Source organism: Metasolibacillus meyeri, from assembly GCF_003049505.1.
GTDB lineage: Bacteria > Bacillota > Bacilli > Bacillales_A > Planococcaceae > Metasolibacillus > Metasolibacillus meyeri.
The window spans coordinates 1-15,392 of the sequence record NZ_PYWN01000060.1 but is presented as its reverse complement, the minus strand read 5'-3'; the positions used below and the strand labels follow the sequence as shown (position 1 = coordinate 15,392).

Genomic DNA, 15,392 nt, shown 5'->3' with positions numbered 1-15,392 from the left:
TGCACGTGATAGACTATGTAAAGCAATGGATACATTTTGTGCGAAGACTCTTCAGAATTATTTAGTGAAGAGTGCTTTTTTTTGAATTTAACGGTTTCATTCTATAGTTTTCATGTTCAATGTTGATTACCTAGGTAGAATTAAACCGCTCGGCAACGACCGGGCTTTCCTTTTCATATTAAGAAAGCTTATGCGTAAGAAGTTATGAAACGCAGAGAGAATTATTACGTAACGGAAACCGTTCCACATATAGGCTCGATTTTGCCGACACTTCATCTGAAAATGTAACCATTTGTCAACTTATAAGGAAAAAAGGAGATTGAAGAGTTTGACAAATTTTTCAGAATTAAATATCAGTGAATCTACACTACGCTCAGTAAAGCGCATGGGATTTGAAGAAGCAACACCAATCCAAGAAGGTACAATTAAATTTGCATTAGAAGGCCGCGATATACTTGGCCAAGCACAAACAGGTACTGGTAAAACTGCCGCATTCGGTATTCCTCTAATTGAGAAAATTGACCCTAAAAATCCAAACATCCAAGCATTAGTTATTGCTCCAACTCGTGAATTAGCGATTCAAGTTTCGGAAGAACTTTATAAAATCGGATATGACAAACGTGTGAAGCTATTGTCTGTTTACGGTGGTCAGGAAATTGGACGCCAAATTCGTGCATTGAAAAACAGACCACAAATTATTGTGGGTACACCTGGTCGTATTATCGACCATATTAACCGTCGCACATTAAAGCTTGAAGACGTGCAAACATTAGTGTTAGACGAAGCAGATGAAATGTTAAACATGGGCTTTATCGATGATATTAATTCGATTTTAGAAAACGTACCATCAAATCGCCAAACATTATTATTCTCAGCGACAATGCCTCCAGCGATTCGTAAAATTGCTGAAACATTTATGCAAGAGCCAGAAATCGTTAAAATTAAAGCAAAAGAATTAACAGTTGATAATATCGAACAATATTTCGTAAAAGCACAAGAGCGCGAAAAATTTGATATTTTATGCCGTGTGATTAACGTACACCAACCAGAATTAGCCATTATTTTTGGTCGTACAAAACGTCGTGTAGATGAGTTAACACAAGCATTAAATTTACGTGGCTACAATGCAGAAGGAATTCATGGTGATTTAAGCCAAGCGAAACGTATTTCTGTATTGCGTCAATTCAAAGATAATCAAATCGATATTCTTGTGGCAACAGACGTTGCAGCACGTGGTCTTGATATTTCAGGTGTTACACATGTTTACAACTTCGATATTCCACAGGATCCAGAAAGCTATGTACACCGTATCGGTCGTACAGGTCGTGCGGGTAAATCAGGTCTTGCAGTAACATTTGTAACACCACGTGAAATGGGTTACCTACGCATTGTTGAAGATACAACGAAAAAGCGTATGACACCATTAAAGCCACCTACAACGAGTGAAGCATTAGTAGGTCAACAACAACAATCAGTTGAAAGCTTAGTGGAGTTAGTACAATCTGCTGAACTTACAGATTACCGTTTATTGGCAGAAGAACTATTAGAAAGCTATAATGCTGCTGATTTAGTTGCTGCTGCATTAAAGTCAATAACACGCGAACCAGATGCAACACCTGTAACAATTACAGAAGAGCGTCCATTACCAATGCGTCGTGACCGTGGCTCACAACAAGGCCGTGGTGGCGGTGGCCGTAATGACCGTGGTCGTCGTAACGACCGTGGTGGTAGCCGTGACCGTGGACGTAGTAGTGATCGCAACCGCACATCATCAGCGTCATCAGATCGCAATCGTGACCGTCGCCGTGAAGGTGGAAGCCGTCGCCCACGCCGTCGCGAGGAATAATTATTAGAGTGCCAGGCACAAAAACAATTCAGAATTGTTTGCGTGCCTGGCACTTTTAATTTTTTGAAACAAATCAAGCATTTATTCCGTATAATGAAATAGAAAGGAAGTGGAAAAAGTGAGACAGGAACCGAAATATCAAATTCCTAAAAAGGGATTAACAGTTTGGCGACTATATGGCATATTAGAAACGCTAGTCGCTCTTATTATTGCTGGTGGTGTCAGCTATGCTACATACTATTTTGAATGGCCGAAATATATTTATCTAATTGTTGCTGCAATTGTGCTTATAACGGCTGTATTAGAAATATGGATTTTTCCAAATATCCGTTGGCGTGTTTGGCGTTATGAGGTGCGTGAGCAGGAGATTGAAATTCAGAGTGGCCTGTTTATCGTCAAGCGTACATTAATTCCAATGGTGCGTGTACAGCACGTAGATACAGGGCAAGGCCCGATATTAAAAAAATACGACTTGGCGAATATTTCAATATCCTCTGCTGCAACGACACATGTTATTCCGATGCTAATTACAGCAGATGCAGATGAGCTACGTGCTAAAATTTCAGAGCTAGCAAGGGTGGCTGAAGAAGATGTCTAAATATAAATTACATCCTATATCGGCTATTATTAATTGTGTAAAGGCTTTAAAAAGCATGTTAATTCCAATTGCGATTATTGCTGTTGCAAATGGTTTTAATTTCAGCTTTGATTTTCGAGATGAACGCTTTTTTCAAACGATGTTTCCACTGATTATTTTATCAATTGCCGTGCTTTTTACGCTGTTCAATGGAATTATTAAATGGTGGACATTCACTTATTGGTTTGAGGACAATGAGCTACGTGTACAGCATGGCTTATTTGTTAAAAAGAAACGCTTTATCCCATATGACCGTATTCAAAGCTTAAATTACAAAGAAGGTATTTTCCATCGTATTTTTGGTTTAGTACAAGTGACGGTTGAAACAGCTGGTAATAAAGCTGGAAAAGCAGAGGCAGAGCTGACAGCTATAACACGTGAAGCTGCCAATATGATTGAAAATGAAACGAAAAAAGTAAAAGAAACACAGCAAGTTCTAGAAGGGGAGGAGCTACCGACAGCTCGCCTCATTCATAAAATGTCACCAAAAGATTTAATTATTTTAGCGACAACTTCAAATAGTATCGGTGTTGTTTTAGCTGGAGTGTTAGCTGTCGTTTCGCAGTTTTCAGAGTTTATTCCGTATGACTGGATTTATGCGGAGATGGAGCAATTATTGCGTTTCGGCTTTTTATTAATCATCGCTTTCGTTATTTTTGGCTTACTAGTCGCATGGGGTGTATCTGTAGCGATTACATTTATTAATTACTATAATTTTGAAGTGTCAGAGGAAAACGAGCGCCTTATTATAACGCGTGGTTTATTAGAGAAAAAGCGCATCACCATTCCATTAAATCGTGTACAGGCAATTAAAATTGTGGAAAATCCGTTTAGACAATTATTTGGATTAGCAGCAGTCATCGTAGAAAGTGCTGGTGGTGGCTTTGGAGGAGAAAAAGATAAGACCGTTGTACTATTCCCACTCATTTCGAAAAAGAAGATGAATGAACCATTACAGCTATTATTTTCTCAATTTGATTTGAATTTAGAGGGAGCAGTCCGACCGCCGAAGCGTGCGCGCCCATACTTTTATCGTATAGATTTTGTATGGCTTGTGCCGTTGATTGGCGCATTATCCTATTTCTTTTTCCCTTATGGTATGCTGTCTTTATTATTAATCATTCCAGTATTGCTATTAGGTATTTGGCAATTTAAAACGGCACGCTTTAAAATTTCAAACGAGCAAATTACAATTATGTATCGAGCGTTAAGCCGAGTGACATTTATTGCTGAAAAGCGTCGTATTCAAATCGTGGAACAGCAACAAAATTATTTCCAAAAACGCAAAAATATAGCGTCAGCAAAAATTGTGGTTATGTCCGGTGTAGCTGGTGCATCTGCTAAGGCCTATCATATGGAAGCGCAGCATATTGACGAATTTATGCGCTGGTATGAGCGTTAGAAAATTAAAAAGTGGAGGGGATTGTTTGAAAAATGAACAGTCCTTCCACTTTTTCTATATTAATCTGAGAATTTTATTTTGATAATCCAATCATTCATAAAGAAAACAGAAACGTAAGTAAATGCAATCAATGTATAAACAAAAAGCATATCCCATTCAGTTAACAATAAAAGCACTACAACACAAATTAGCCCACAAATAAGATGTTTAATATATAAAAATAAAATATTTTTATTTTTACTAATCATCTCAATTAAAATTGAAAATAAAATGCCCACCACAAAAAGTATTGGAACAGCTACTATACTTACAGCGAAACCTATTATAAAATAACCGTTTTGGAAATCATAAAAAAATAAAGGGACGATAAAATAACAAATCGCTGCAGTGAAAAAAGCAGCAGCTAATTTTCTGTTTAACATATATTTTTCCTCCTTTATTTCCATGTAATTTAGGAGATTGCATCTAGTATTTACACTCACAACTAAATTTCCTGGGAGCTTGTACACAAACAAAACTATAGATATAATTAAATAAAAGTGCTGTGGAATAGATTGATTACGGTTATTTCGAGAAAAATGTAAAAAGGGCTGACTGAAAAGGTAACGCTTTTCAGTCGGCCCGATTTTATAATAATAAACATTTGCTAAAAGCCTTATTCCTGTGGTAGTCACAAAGGGTGTGTCTCAAAATGACTTTTCAGACACACCCTTCTTTATTGTCTCCAACGAAGCATATTTTTAGGCTTGAAATAAAATAGCCCAAGAATAAAACCTGTTACCAGTCCGCCTAAATGGCTCGTGACATTAATATTGGGTTGTAAAAATGTCATAATGACGCTGACGACGATAATCGGTAAAATAATTTGACGCAATTGTGGCATCGTGCGGCGCATATAAAATACGAGTGCACCAAATGCACCGATAATACCAAAGATGGCACCACTTGCTCCAACACTTGTATACAGTGGATTATCTTGGATGGCGAATGTGGCGATGCCGCCGAAAATGCCAGCAAGGAAATAAATCGTTAAAAAGCGCATTTTTCCTGCAATTTTTTCAAGCTCAGGCCCAAATAGAAATAGCGAGAACATATTAAATAAAATATGTAAAAATCCATAATGTAAAAACATGGATGTAATCATGCGCCACCACTCACCTGCAGCGATTAGACCATTGATACTGGCACCTGCATAGAAAAATTTCATTTGGATTCCTGGCAAGAGAGTCAACAAATAAACTACAATATTTAAAGCAATAATAGTTGAGACGACAGGATACATTTTAATATACTGTTGAAAACTTTCTCTACGAATAAACATTTTTCCACCTCATTTTAATTATACATTGGTTATGATAAATAATGAAAGGAATAACACGAAGATGATTAAAGGAATTGGATTAGATATTATTGAGCTAGAGCGTATTGAAAAAGCGATGCAGCGCTCTGAAAAATTTACATTACGCATTTTATCGCCGCGTGAGCAAGCACTTTTCGCAAAGCTGTCCAATGCAAGGAAGGTAGAATTTTTAGCAGGGCGCTTTGCGGCAAAGGAGGCCTACGCAAAAGCGAATGGCACAGGACTCGGCAAAGGCTGTGAATTACAGCAAATTGAAATTTTAAAAAACGAATTAGGAGCACCACAATTATTTTTTGATGGGGAGCCTGTCAAAGGTTTTATAACAATAACGCACACACAGACGGTGGCAGCAGCTCAAGTTGTCTTAATGGAATAAGACATATTTTGACGTAACACTCCATATGCTGAATTACTAGAGCGAAAGTGGAGAAAGGATGGAATCGTGCACTTCCGAAAAGTCATGTTTATGATTGGTTGTTGTGTTTTCTTGTTGGCGGCATGTGGTAAAGCATCACAAGAGGATGTTGTTCAGAAAATTGGAGAAAAATGGGGAGAAACAAAAGGTTATGAATTAACGGCCTCAATGGAAATTAAAACAGGCAATGAGCCCCGTGCGTATGATGTGAAGGTGTGGCATACAAAGCCGGACTTTTACCGAGTAGAAGTAACTGCTGAAGATGAGGATATTACGCAAATGATTGTGCGCAATGAGGAAGGGGTATTCGTCGTTACACCAGCGTTATCGAAAACCTATAAATTCCAAAGCGATTGGCCGAAGCAAAATAGCCAAGCATATTTAATTGGGGCATTAGCGGAAGATATGCAAGCTGATAAAGGATTGCAAATGGAAGTTGGCGAGGATGCTTATGTTTTCACGGCTGCTACACGCAACACAGATAAAACAGGTATGGCGACACAATTAGTGACTGTTGATAAAAAATCGATGCTCCCAAAGAATGTGGCAATCTTAAATGAAGCCGGCGAGGAACAAATTACGATTACCTTTAATGATGTTAAATTAGGTGTGACACATAAGGCGGAAGATTATGCTGTAGAAAAATTTCAAGAAAATAAAGAAAAAGAGGCAGCGAGTGCCGATATAACAAATAGTGAGATGCTCCAAACATATTATCCGATATTGCGATGGGATCATACTAAATTAGTCGATTCACAAACGATTCGAGAAGATGGAGTAGAGCGTGTTATCTTAACGTTTGAAGGGGAAAAGGCATTCACTTTCATGCAACAGCCTGCAATAGCCACTGAATCTACTTTACCAGTCTTTGCTCCTGGAGATCCAGCTGACTTAGGGTTTGGTATTGCTGCAATTACAGATCATTCAATTAGCTGGGAGCGCGATGGTATAGCGTTTTTCATTGCCTCTAACAAGCTGACGCGAGAAGAACTAATCGAAGTGGCAGCTTCTGTTACATCTGGTGAGATGAAGTAGTATTGCTTTTTAGACAGCTAAAACGATTTGCTATATGGTGTTTTTCTATCAGTACAGAATATATTCTGAGGTTACTCGTTGCAAGGGCATGTCTTAAAATAGCTTTTCAGACATGCCCATTTTACTACTGAAATGTTTAGAAATTGAGTGAAGAGGGTAGAAAACATATGGAAGAGATTCAATATTATCGTCCAACAAAAGCGATTATAAATCTACGCGCTATTCAAGAAAACATCATACAATTAAAAAAACACCTCCAATCAGATGTGCAAATTATAGCTGTTGTCAAAGCGAATGGTTATGGTCATGGAGATATTGAAGTAGCGCATGCCGCATTGAAAGCAGGTGCTACGCTATTAGCAGTTGCTACACCAGAAGAGGCGATTCATGTACGATCACATATGCCGAATGTCGATATATTAGTGCTAGGAGCAAGTTCTGCTTCCTTTGCTTCGTATGCTGCCGAAAATAATATTGCACTTACGGTTTTCTCGAAAGAGTGGATAAGGCAAGTAGCATTATTACAAGTAACAAATAAATTAAAATTACATATTAAAATCGATACAGGAATGGGCAGAATTGGTGTAACTTCTATAGAGGAGCTACAGCTTTTATACGAAGCGATTAAATCGATAAAGCATATGGAAGTGGAGGGTGTATTCACTCACTTTGCCACTGCTGATGAGGAAGATACGTTGCACTTTGATGAGCAAGTAAGGCTGTTGCAAGCGATGCTACAAGCAATACCTGTTAAACCTCGTCTTGTACATGTTGCTAATACAGCGACGGCGTTAGTAAAGGACAAGAAGTTACAATTTGATGCGATAAGATTTGGTATTTCAATGTATGGATTAGCGCCATCCCATTATGTAGCAGAAAATTTACCATTTCCTTTAAAGCCAGCTATGTCATTAGAAACAGAATTAGTACATGTCAAAGAACTGAAAGCAGGGCAATCAGTTGGATATGGGGCAGAATACACAGCAGAGGAAGATGTTTTTATTGGCACATTGCCGATTGGCTATGCTGACGGGCTTCTTCGTAAATTAACCGGGCAAACAGTACTAATTGATGGAAAACGTGCTCCGATAATTGGTCGAATTTGTATGGATCAATGTATGATTTTACTTCCAAAAGCATATACTGTTGGAGAGAAAGTAACATTGATAGGTACACAACAAAATGTAACGATCTCACTAGAAGAATGGGCAAATAAGCTCGATACAATTAATTACGAAATACCATGTATTATTACAAACCGAGTGCCGAGGATATATACTAGCTAAAATAATCGTACTTTCGACAAAAAACCGCTTTTCATACAAAGATTGTCAGTTTTTTAGATTTCTTGTCTTTTCATTGCATGTAATCAATGTTAGAATGAAATTATGAAAAGCAGAAGTTTTGCGGTCTTTTGTGGAGGTGCTTGTTGTGTACACGAAAAAAAGAGAGAATACAAACTATTCAAACGGGTCATTAATAGAGATTCAACAATTAGTAGACCAAAGGAATTTCTATAATAATGGCGAAATTTTGTATGTTTCAACATCGAAACGAGTGAAACAGACACAACCAAATCAAATACGGGAAGCTTTAGAGAAGGGCTATGTGGAAATGTCGCACATTAATCTGATGATTTGCAGCGAATGCCTGCATGCAGAATATGAAGCGGAACATATGGTGGAGCAGCGTCTCGTTAGCGGGGGATGACAATTTGAGCGTAAAACGTGGAGACGTTTTTTTTGCAGATCTATCACCTGTTATAGGCTCAGAGCAAGGTGGTACAAGACCTGTACTAATTATTCAAAATGATATTGGCAATAGATTTAGTCCAACTGTCATTATAGCTGCCATTACTGCGCAAATTCAAAAAGCAAAATTGCCAACTCATGTCGAAATCGATGCGAAAAAGTATGGGTTTGAGCGCGATTCGGTAATTTTGCTTGAGCAATTGCGTACTATTGATAAATCACGATTGACAGATCGTATTACACAGCTTGATGATGAATTGATGGAAAAAGTTGATATGGCATTAGGTATTAGTTTAGGCCTCGTAAGTTTTTAATACATAATAATGAAACAACTGCCTGGAAAGCATGCAAGTGCATGATTTTCCAGGCAGTTGTTTTTTTCATGAAATATCTTTAGTTAGATTTGATTTTACAAAAAAATATTATGTTGTATAGTGGAAATAAGCTTTTAAACGTGATTGGGGGCGGTGAGTGTATGAAATCAACAATCAATATTACAACGGAATGGGATATTGTGACTGCGCGTGAAATAGGGCGGAATGAAGCAAAAAGAATAGGTTTTGATACAGTCAATCAAGCACGTATTGCGACTGTCATTAGTGAGCTAGCACGCAATATTTATTTATATGCGAGTGTAGGAGCTATTACAATTGAAAAAATAGAGTGTGAGGATAAAGTAGGAATAGCAATTACTGCGATAGACGAAGGACCAGGTATAGAGGATGTACGCAAAGTAATGCAAGATGGATTTTCTACATCTGGCAGTATAGGAGCAGGCTTACCAGGTGTTAAAAGATTAACAGATGATATAGAAATTCAATCACAATTAGGAGAAGGGACAACTGTTCGCGTGACAAAATGGTTGTGATAGGGAAAATTAGATGAAAGAGCTGAAGACTCAATATAAAAAAATTCTTGTAGATTATATTGCAAATCAATCAGAGCGCGACTTGTATATTGGGCAAAACTTTATTCGACAATTGATTCAAAAAAATATAGCACCTGAAGAAGTTATACATATGCATAAGCAAGTGATGGAAGAAATATTTCCTGAATTGCCAGCAGTCAGTAAGCGTGGCTATGATTTTTTAATTGAAATAATGGTTTATTTTGGATTGACATTAAAGGAACATCAAATTTTACTAGAGCAACAAGAGGAAATGCGCATTGAAATGAATGTAGCAGCAAAAATCCAAAGTGTTTTATTAAAAACCACAGTGCCAAAAATTGATGGGGTTGATATTGGCATGTTATCTATCCCGATACGTAAAATGAATGGAGATTACGTTCATTTTTTAAATGATGAGGAAAATTATGTTGGAGTAGCAGTAACAGACGTAGTTGGCAAAGGTGTCCCAGCAGCTCTTTGCATGTCGATGGTGAAATATGGACTTGAGACATTGGAATATGCAGAAAATAACCCATCTCATGTATTAGAAGTATTAAATCGTATTATTGAAAAAAGTGTAGATGACAGCATGTTCGTTTCGATGTTTTATGGTCGCCTTGATTTAGCACGTAGTATTTTCACATATGGCTCAGCAGGGCATGAGCCTGCTATTTATTATAATGCTGTAGACGATGCTTTTTATGGTTTAGGTGCAAAAGGCTTGTTATTAGGTATTATGCCTGAAATGAAGTACGAGCAAACGGAAATTCCATTGTATGAAGGTGACTTTATTATTATGCTGACAGATGGTGTAACGGAGTTCCGATATGATGATGCCATTGATTCTAGAAAAATTATTGAGCAATTAGCTCTTACATATCGCCACTTAAGCGCACAGAAAATGTGTGAAAAATTATATGAGGAATTGCAGAAATTACAGGAAGATGGATTAGATGATGATTTTACCGTTGTTATTTTAAAAAAGTAGATGTTTAAAATTTTGAGGAGAGGGAATCGTTCTATAGGTTCTAACGGAGGTGTCTTAAGCATGAATATAAATGTGCAATTTCAAAAAGAAGGTCAAATCATAAATGGATATATTAAAGGGGAAATCGATACGTATACAGCACCGATTTTACGCGAGGAGCTGGATGCGCTCGAAATTGAAAAAGATTCATTAATACAATTAGATTTATCAAGAGTTAGCTATTTAGATAGCACCGGATTAGGAATATTTGTTGCGTTTTATAAAAGAGTAGTGAAAGAAAATGCACGTTTAAAACTAGTTGGTTTAACAGCTCGCCTAGTTCGTTTATTTGAAATTACTGGTTTAAGTGAGCTAATGGACATTGAAACGAATACAAAGGTGGAGTTTAACAATGAAAGCATTTGATTATATCGAAATAAGAGTTCCTGCTAAGCCACAATATGTTAGTGTTATTCGACTTACGATTTCAGGTTTAGCACTACGCATAGGTTTTACTTATGACGAGATTGAAGATTTAAAAATTGCTACAGGCGAAGCTGTTACAAATGTTGTTCATCACGCTTATCATGATAACGAGGAGGGTGAAATTGTTATTGGCTGCGCATTATTCAATGATAAAATCGAGATTATGGTGGCGGATTATGGAAATAGCTTTAATTTTGAGGAAATTAAATCTAAAATCGGCCCATATAATGAAAATGAGAAAGTTTCGATGCTACGTGAAGGTGGCTTAGGGCTCTACTTAATGGAAGCGTTAATGGATGAAGTAAAGGTGAAAAATGAGGGCGGCGTCACTGTTTTCATGACGAAGTATGTCACAAGAGAGCAGGTGGAAGAGTATGGCGAGAGAATCATTACCTAATGAGACCTCGAATGATGAGGTACTTCGATGGATTGCACAATATCAGGCAACGAAAGATGAAACCGCTCAAACAGAACTAGTACTCCATTACAAACAATTAGTAGAGTCATTAGCGCGTAAATATGCAGCTGGTAAAATGTATTATGAGGATATTGTGCAAGTTGGAATGCTCGGCTTGCTTGGTGCTATACAACGCTTTGATACGACGGTTGGACGAAGCTTTGAAGCATTTGCAATTCCTACAATCATCGGTGAAATTAAACGTTTTTTACGCGATAAAACATGGGATGTACATGTCCCGCGTCGTATTAAAGAATTAGGACCACGCATAAAATCAACAGTGGAGCATTTAACGATTGAGCTTCAGCGCTCACCTACTATACCTGAAATAGCTTCATATTTAGAGGTGCAGGAAGAGGAAGTGCTCGAAGCGATGGAAATGGGGCGTGGTTATCAAGCGCTCTCGATGGATCATGCAATAGAATCAGACGCTGACGGTAGTACAGTCACATTGCTAGACGTTGTCGGCAGAGAAGATGTAGAGTTTGAAACAGCAGATCGTCGATTAATTGTGTCTGAAATTATGCACGTTTTGAATGACCGTGAGCAGCAAGTAATCGAGCTTACATATTTGAAACAGCTTAGTCAAAAAGAAACTGGGGATCAACTAGGTATTTCGCAAATGCATGTATCAAGAATCCAGAGAGCTGCAATCAAAAAGCTACAAGACGCAGCTGCAACAGTCAATAATAGTTAAAATAAAATCAGCATGTTAGAATAAAAGGACACTGCAATCAGTTGATTGTTAGTTCTGCTAACAAGCTGATTTTTTATTTTGATTTGCCAATGTTTATTGCATTATAGTGAGGGCTAAATCAAAATAAAACCTTCTAGCAGATGTCGCAGATTTTGAAAAGGAGCTTTGCATGAAGCAGGCTAGCATAGCGTGCCGATTTGGGGTGCTAGTTCAAAAAAATCTGGATGAAAGTTAGCAGAAGCATAATTGGTTAGTGTGAATTTTGCATGAAGGAATGTGATAAGTTTGGATAATAAACAGATGTTTAAGTTAATTGCGGCGGACACAAATGTATTACCACATCAAGTAGAGGCTGTTATTAAGCTACTTGAAGATAGCAATACGGTTCCATTTATTGCACGTTATCGAAAGGAAGCAACTGGCTCTTTAGATGAAGTGCAAATTAAAGCAATTGACGACCGCTATCAATATATACAACAGCTTGAAAAGAGAAAAGAGGAAGTGTTGCGCTTAATTGATGAGCAAGGGAAGCTGACAGAGGAATTGCAGCATGCTATTCAAACGGCAACCATTTTACAGCGTATAGAAGATTTATATCGACCATATAAACAAAAGCGTCGAACGAAGGCAACGATTGCAAAGGAAAGTGGATTGGAGCCGCTTGCAGATTTTATGATGCAATTTACAAATGGAGGTATAGAAGAGCAGGCGCAAAAATTTGTTAATGAAGAAAAAGCAGTTCCGACTATAGAGGATGCTTTAGCTGGAGCACGTGCTATTTTAGCAGAGCGTTTTGCTGATGATGCAGCAATACGAGAGCGTTTACGTAAATTGTCTTGGCGTGAAGGCAAAATCGAAACGGCAAGCAAAAATGAAGAAAAAGACGAAAAGCATGTTTTTGAAATGTATTACAGCTATGAGGAGCCAATTAATCGCATCGTTCCCCACCGTATTTTAGCGATTAATCGTGGTGAGAAAGAAGAGATTTTAAAAGTTTCTGTTGCTGTACCGGTTGAACGAGCAACGCAAATAATGGAAAATGAGTGGATTCCTAAAAACCGCTCATGCTCTTCTATCCAGCAAGTGAAGGAAGCAATTCATGATAGCTACAAGCGTTTAATTCAACCTTCCATTGAAAGGGAGCTACGTAATGAGCTATCAGAAAAAGCTGAGGCACAGGCTATTCATATTTTTGCTGAAAACTTGCGCAATTTATTATTACAGCCACCGATGCGCGGCAAAATGGTGCTTGGTGTTGACCCGGCTTATCGTACAGGCTGTAAATTAGCAGTTGTAGATGAAACGGGCAAGATGTTAGAAGTGACAGCAATTTATCCACATCCACCAAAGCCAGATGTAGAGAAATCTAAAAAAGTTGTAAATGAAATACTGGATCGTTATCCAATTAGCATTATTGCGATAGGAAACGGAACTGCCTCTCGCGAAACAGAGCAATTTATTGCAGATATCTTAAAAGAACGCGGAACAGCAGATACAGCATATGTGATTGTCAATGAGGCGGGAGCTTCCGTCTACTCGGCATCTGATGTAGCGCGCGCTGAATTCCCGAATTTACAAGTAGAGCAGCGTAGTGCGGTATCCATTGCGCGTCGTTTACAAGATCCATTATCCGAGCTAGTAAAAATTGAACCAAAAGCGGTAGGGGTTGGACAATATCAACATGACGTGTCACAAAAGCAATTGGCGGATTCTTTAACATTTATAGTAGAAACAGCGGTAAACCAAGTAGGAGTAGATGTGAATACAGCATCGGCATCTTTATTGCAATACGTATCAGGTTTATCGAAAACGGTTGCTGAAAATATTGTCAATGCACGTAGTGAAAGTGGGAAATTTACTTCACGTGTACAATTGAAAAAAATCCCTCGACTTGGTGCGAAAACATATGAACAAGCAATCGGCTTTTTGCGTATTGTCGATGCGAAAAACCCGCTTGATGCAACAGGTATCCACCCTGAAAGCTATGCGTTAGCAGAACAAATTTTACAAATAGCTAATTTGACGAAGCAAGATGTGGGAACGGAAAAAGCAGAGCAAGCAATTTCTGATTTATCTATTGCCCAATTAAGCGCTGAATTAAATGTTGGAGAAGTGACTGTAAAGGATTTAGTTGATACATTAATGAAGCCTACTCGTGATCCTCGAGATGCTTTCCCACAGCCATTACTAAAAACAGATGTTTTACAAATGGAAGATTTAAAAGTCGGGATGGAGCTACAAGGAACTGTGCGCAATGTAGTTGATTTTGGCGCTTTTATTGATATTGGTGTGAAACAGGATGGTCTTGTGCACATATCTAAATTGCAAAAGCGTCGAATTAAGCATCCACTTGAAGTAGTTGCACTTGGAGACATTGTAACTGTTTGGGTAGAGAAGGTAGAGGTAGGAAAAGGGCGTATCTCTTTAACAATGCTTGCTCCACAACAAAATATAGATTTAAATTAATAGATGATCATATAGCAATGGAAGTCCATACCTGCACTTTTAACTTAAATCAGCAGAAGTCACAAACACTTTGTATCTGATACTACGCTTTCGGTACAGAAGCTATTGCCGTTGATGCTACGCTTTCGCAACAAAAAACACCGCTGATTTAAGTTAAGCCTCTGGCGAATGTCACAGATTTTGAAGAGGAGTTTTCGAGCAAGCTCGAAAAAATCTGGATGCAATTACGCCTTGGCGTAATTAATATTACAGTTTGGATTTTTCATCGTTTAATATAAGATTTTTTGGAGATGATAAGGGTGGATGATTTACAATTACAACAGTTAGTAGAGCAATTATCGGAGCAACGTTTTCAATTACCTTTTAAGCATAAAGCATATTTTAATTCTCGCTTAAGAACAACAGGTGGTCGCTATATGTTAAAAAGTCATAATATCGAAGTAAACAAACGCTATTATGAACATTTTGGTGTTGAGGAGTTAAACGGTATTATCTTGCACGAGCTTTGTCACTACCATTTACATCTTCAGGGGAAAGGGTATAAGCATAGAGATCAAGATTTTCGAATGCTCTTAAAAAAAGTAGGGGCTCCTCGTTTTTGCTCAACAATCGAAAAAGAAGAAAAGGGGAAATCACGACTTTACAATTATCATTGTATTGATTGTGGGCAATCATATAGAAGAAAAAGAAAAGTTAACGTAAAATCTTATTGCTGTAGCAAATGCCGTGGTGCAATTTATCTAATTGAAAACAAACGATAAGTAGGCAAGCGGATAGTTGATTCATCATATAGTTTATTGCTTATCATTTAGGATAATAAAACGAGAAATTAAAAATCCAAAATTAATTTTAAAAAAATGTTGACTATATGAAATAAGGTGTCTATAATAGAAAAAGTCGGTGAGGTAATCACTGATAAATAACAATTAATCCGAAGTAGCTCAGTGGTAGAGCAACCGGCTGTTAACCGGTTGGTCGCAGGTT

At 37.8% G+C, this 15,392-nt stretch carries 17 protein-coding genes; 15 read left to right on the top strand and 2 right to left on the bottom strand.

All coding sequences use genetic code 11. The features are described from left to right. Window positions 1-328 precede the first annotated feature (328 nt). The 3 genes from cshA to C9J34_RS09540 all read left to right on the top strand — a co-directional run bounded on the left by cshA (window position 329) and on the right by C9J34_RS09540 (window position 3,885). The gene (gene cshA / locus C9J34_RS09550) at window positions 329-1,846 is read left to right on the top strand and encodes a degradosome RNA helicase CshA (RefSeq protein WP_107839638.1); all 1,518 of its coding nucleotides are present in this window, start codon (window positions 329-331) and stop codon (window positions 1,844-1,846) included. A gap of 118 nt (window positions 1,847-1,964) precedes the next feature. Then, a complete protein-coding gene (locus tag C9J34_RS09545; RefSeq protein ID WP_107839637.1) occupies window positions 1,965-2,444 on the top strand; it encodes a PH domain-containing protein in 480 nt (159 codons plus the stop codon). Then, the gene (locus C9J34_RS09540) at window positions 2,437-3,885 is read left to right on the top strand and encodes a PH domain-containing protein (RefSeq protein WP_107839636.1); all 1,449 of its coding nucleotides are present in this window, start codon (window positions 2,437-2,439) and stop codon (window positions 3,883-3,885) included. Before C9J34_RS09545 ends, C9J34_RS09540 begins: the two co-directional genes overlap by 8 nt. A gap of 59 nt (window positions 3,886-3,944) precedes the next feature. Here the strand turns inward: C9J34_RS09540 and C9J34_RS09535 are convergent, their stop codons facing one another. Then, window positions 3,945-4,307: a hypothetical protein gene (locus C9J34_RS09535; protein ID WP_107839635.1), complete on the bottom strand. Its 363-nt coding sequence runs from the start codon at window positions 4,305-4,307 to the stop codon at window positions 3,945-3,947. 293 nt (window positions 4,308-4,600) lie between these two features. Continuing rightward, a complete protein-coding gene (locus tag C9J34_RS09530; protein WP_107839634.1) occupies window positions 4,601-5,206 on the bottom strand; it encodes a rhomboid family intramembrane serine protease in 606 nt (201 codons plus the stop codon). A gap of 61 nt (window positions 5,207-5,267) precedes the next feature. Between C9J34_RS09530 and acpS the strand changes: the two genes are divergently transcribed. From acpS to C9J34_RS09470, 12 genes are all read left to right on the top strand, one after another. Then, entirely contained in the window at window positions 5,268-5,621 is a 354-nt protein-coding gene (gene acpS, locus C9J34_RS09525) for a holo-ACP synthase (protein ID WP_107839633.1), read from the top strand. Window positions 5,622-5,711: 90 nt separating this feature from the next. Beyond that, on the top strand, window positions 5,712-6,695 hold the full coding sequence (locus tag C9J34_RS09520) for a LolA family protein (protein WP_411830081.1): 984 nt from the start codon (window positions 5,712-5,714) through the stop codon (window positions 6,693-6,695). 167 nt (window positions 6,696-6,862) lie between these two features. Further along, window positions 6,863-7,981 (top strand): alanine racemase, encoded by a 1,119-nt coding sequence (gene alr / locus C9J34_RS09515; protein WP_107839631.1) that lies wholly within the window; start codon window positions 6,863-6,865, stop codon window positions 7,979-7,981. A 193-nt stretch (window positions 7,982-8,174) separates the two neighbouring features. After that, a complete protein-coding gene (locus C9J34_RS09510) occupies window positions 8,175-8,405 on the top strand; it encodes a transcriptional regulator (protein ID WP_238600615.1) in 231 nt (76 codons plus the stop codon). 4 nt (window positions 8,406-8,409) lie between these two features. After that, a complete protein-coding gene (locus C9J34_RS09505; RefSeq protein WP_042476940.1) occupies window positions 8,410-8,760 on the top strand; it encodes a type II toxin-antitoxin system PemK/MazF family toxin in 351 nt (116 codons plus the stop codon). 161 nt (window positions 8,761-8,921) lie between these two features. Beyond that, window positions 8,922-9,314, top strand: a complete 393-nt coding sequence (locus tag C9J34_RS09500) for an anti-sigma regulatory factor (RefSeq protein WP_107839629.1) — start codon at window positions 8,922-8,924, stop codon at window positions 9,312-9,314. Window positions 9,315-9,327: 13 nt separating this feature from the next. Further along, entirely contained in the window at window positions 9,328-10,323 is a 996-nt protein-coding gene (locus C9J34_RS09495) for a PP2C family protein-serine/threonine phosphatase (RefSeq protein ID WP_107839628.1), read from the top strand. 60 nt (window positions 10,324-10,383) lie between these two features. Beyond that, window positions 10,384-10,728 (top strand): STAS domain-containing protein, encoded by a 345-nt coding sequence (locus C9J34_RS09490; RefSeq protein WP_107839627.1) that lies wholly within the window; start codon window positions 10,384-10,386, stop codon window positions 10,726-10,728. Further along, on the top strand, window positions 10,715-11,185 hold the full coding sequence (gene rsbW, locus C9J34_RS09485; RefSeq protein WP_107839626.1) for an anti-sigma B factor RsbW: 471 nt from the start codon (window positions 10,715-10,717) through the stop codon (window positions 11,183-11,185). Before C9J34_RS09490 ends, rsbW begins: the two co-directional genes overlap by 14 nt. Next, window positions 11,163-11,942, top strand: coding sequence for an RNA polymerase sigma factor SigB (sigB, locus tag C9J34_RS09480; RefSeq protein WP_107839625.1), 780 nt, complete (start codon window positions 11,163-11,165; stop codon window positions 11,940-11,942). Before rsbW ends, sigB begins: the two co-directional genes overlap by 23 nt. A 285-nt stretch (window positions 11,943-12,227) precedes the next feature. Continuing rightward, complete coding sequence (locus C9J34_RS09475) at window positions 12,228-14,408, top strand: Tex family protein (RefSeq protein WP_107839624.1); 2,181 nt, start codon at window positions 12,228-12,230, stop codon at window positions 14,406-14,408. A 299-nt stretch (window positions 14,409-14,707) separates the two neighbouring features. After that, window positions 14,708-15,169 carry a SprT family protein gene (locus tag C9J34_RS09470; protein ID WP_107839623.1) on the top strand — a complete coding sequence of 154 codons (462 nt, stop codon included), beginning with the start codon at window positions 14,708-14,710 and terminating at the stop codon, window positions 15,167-15,169. Window positions 15,170-15,392 lie beyond the last annotated feature (223 nt).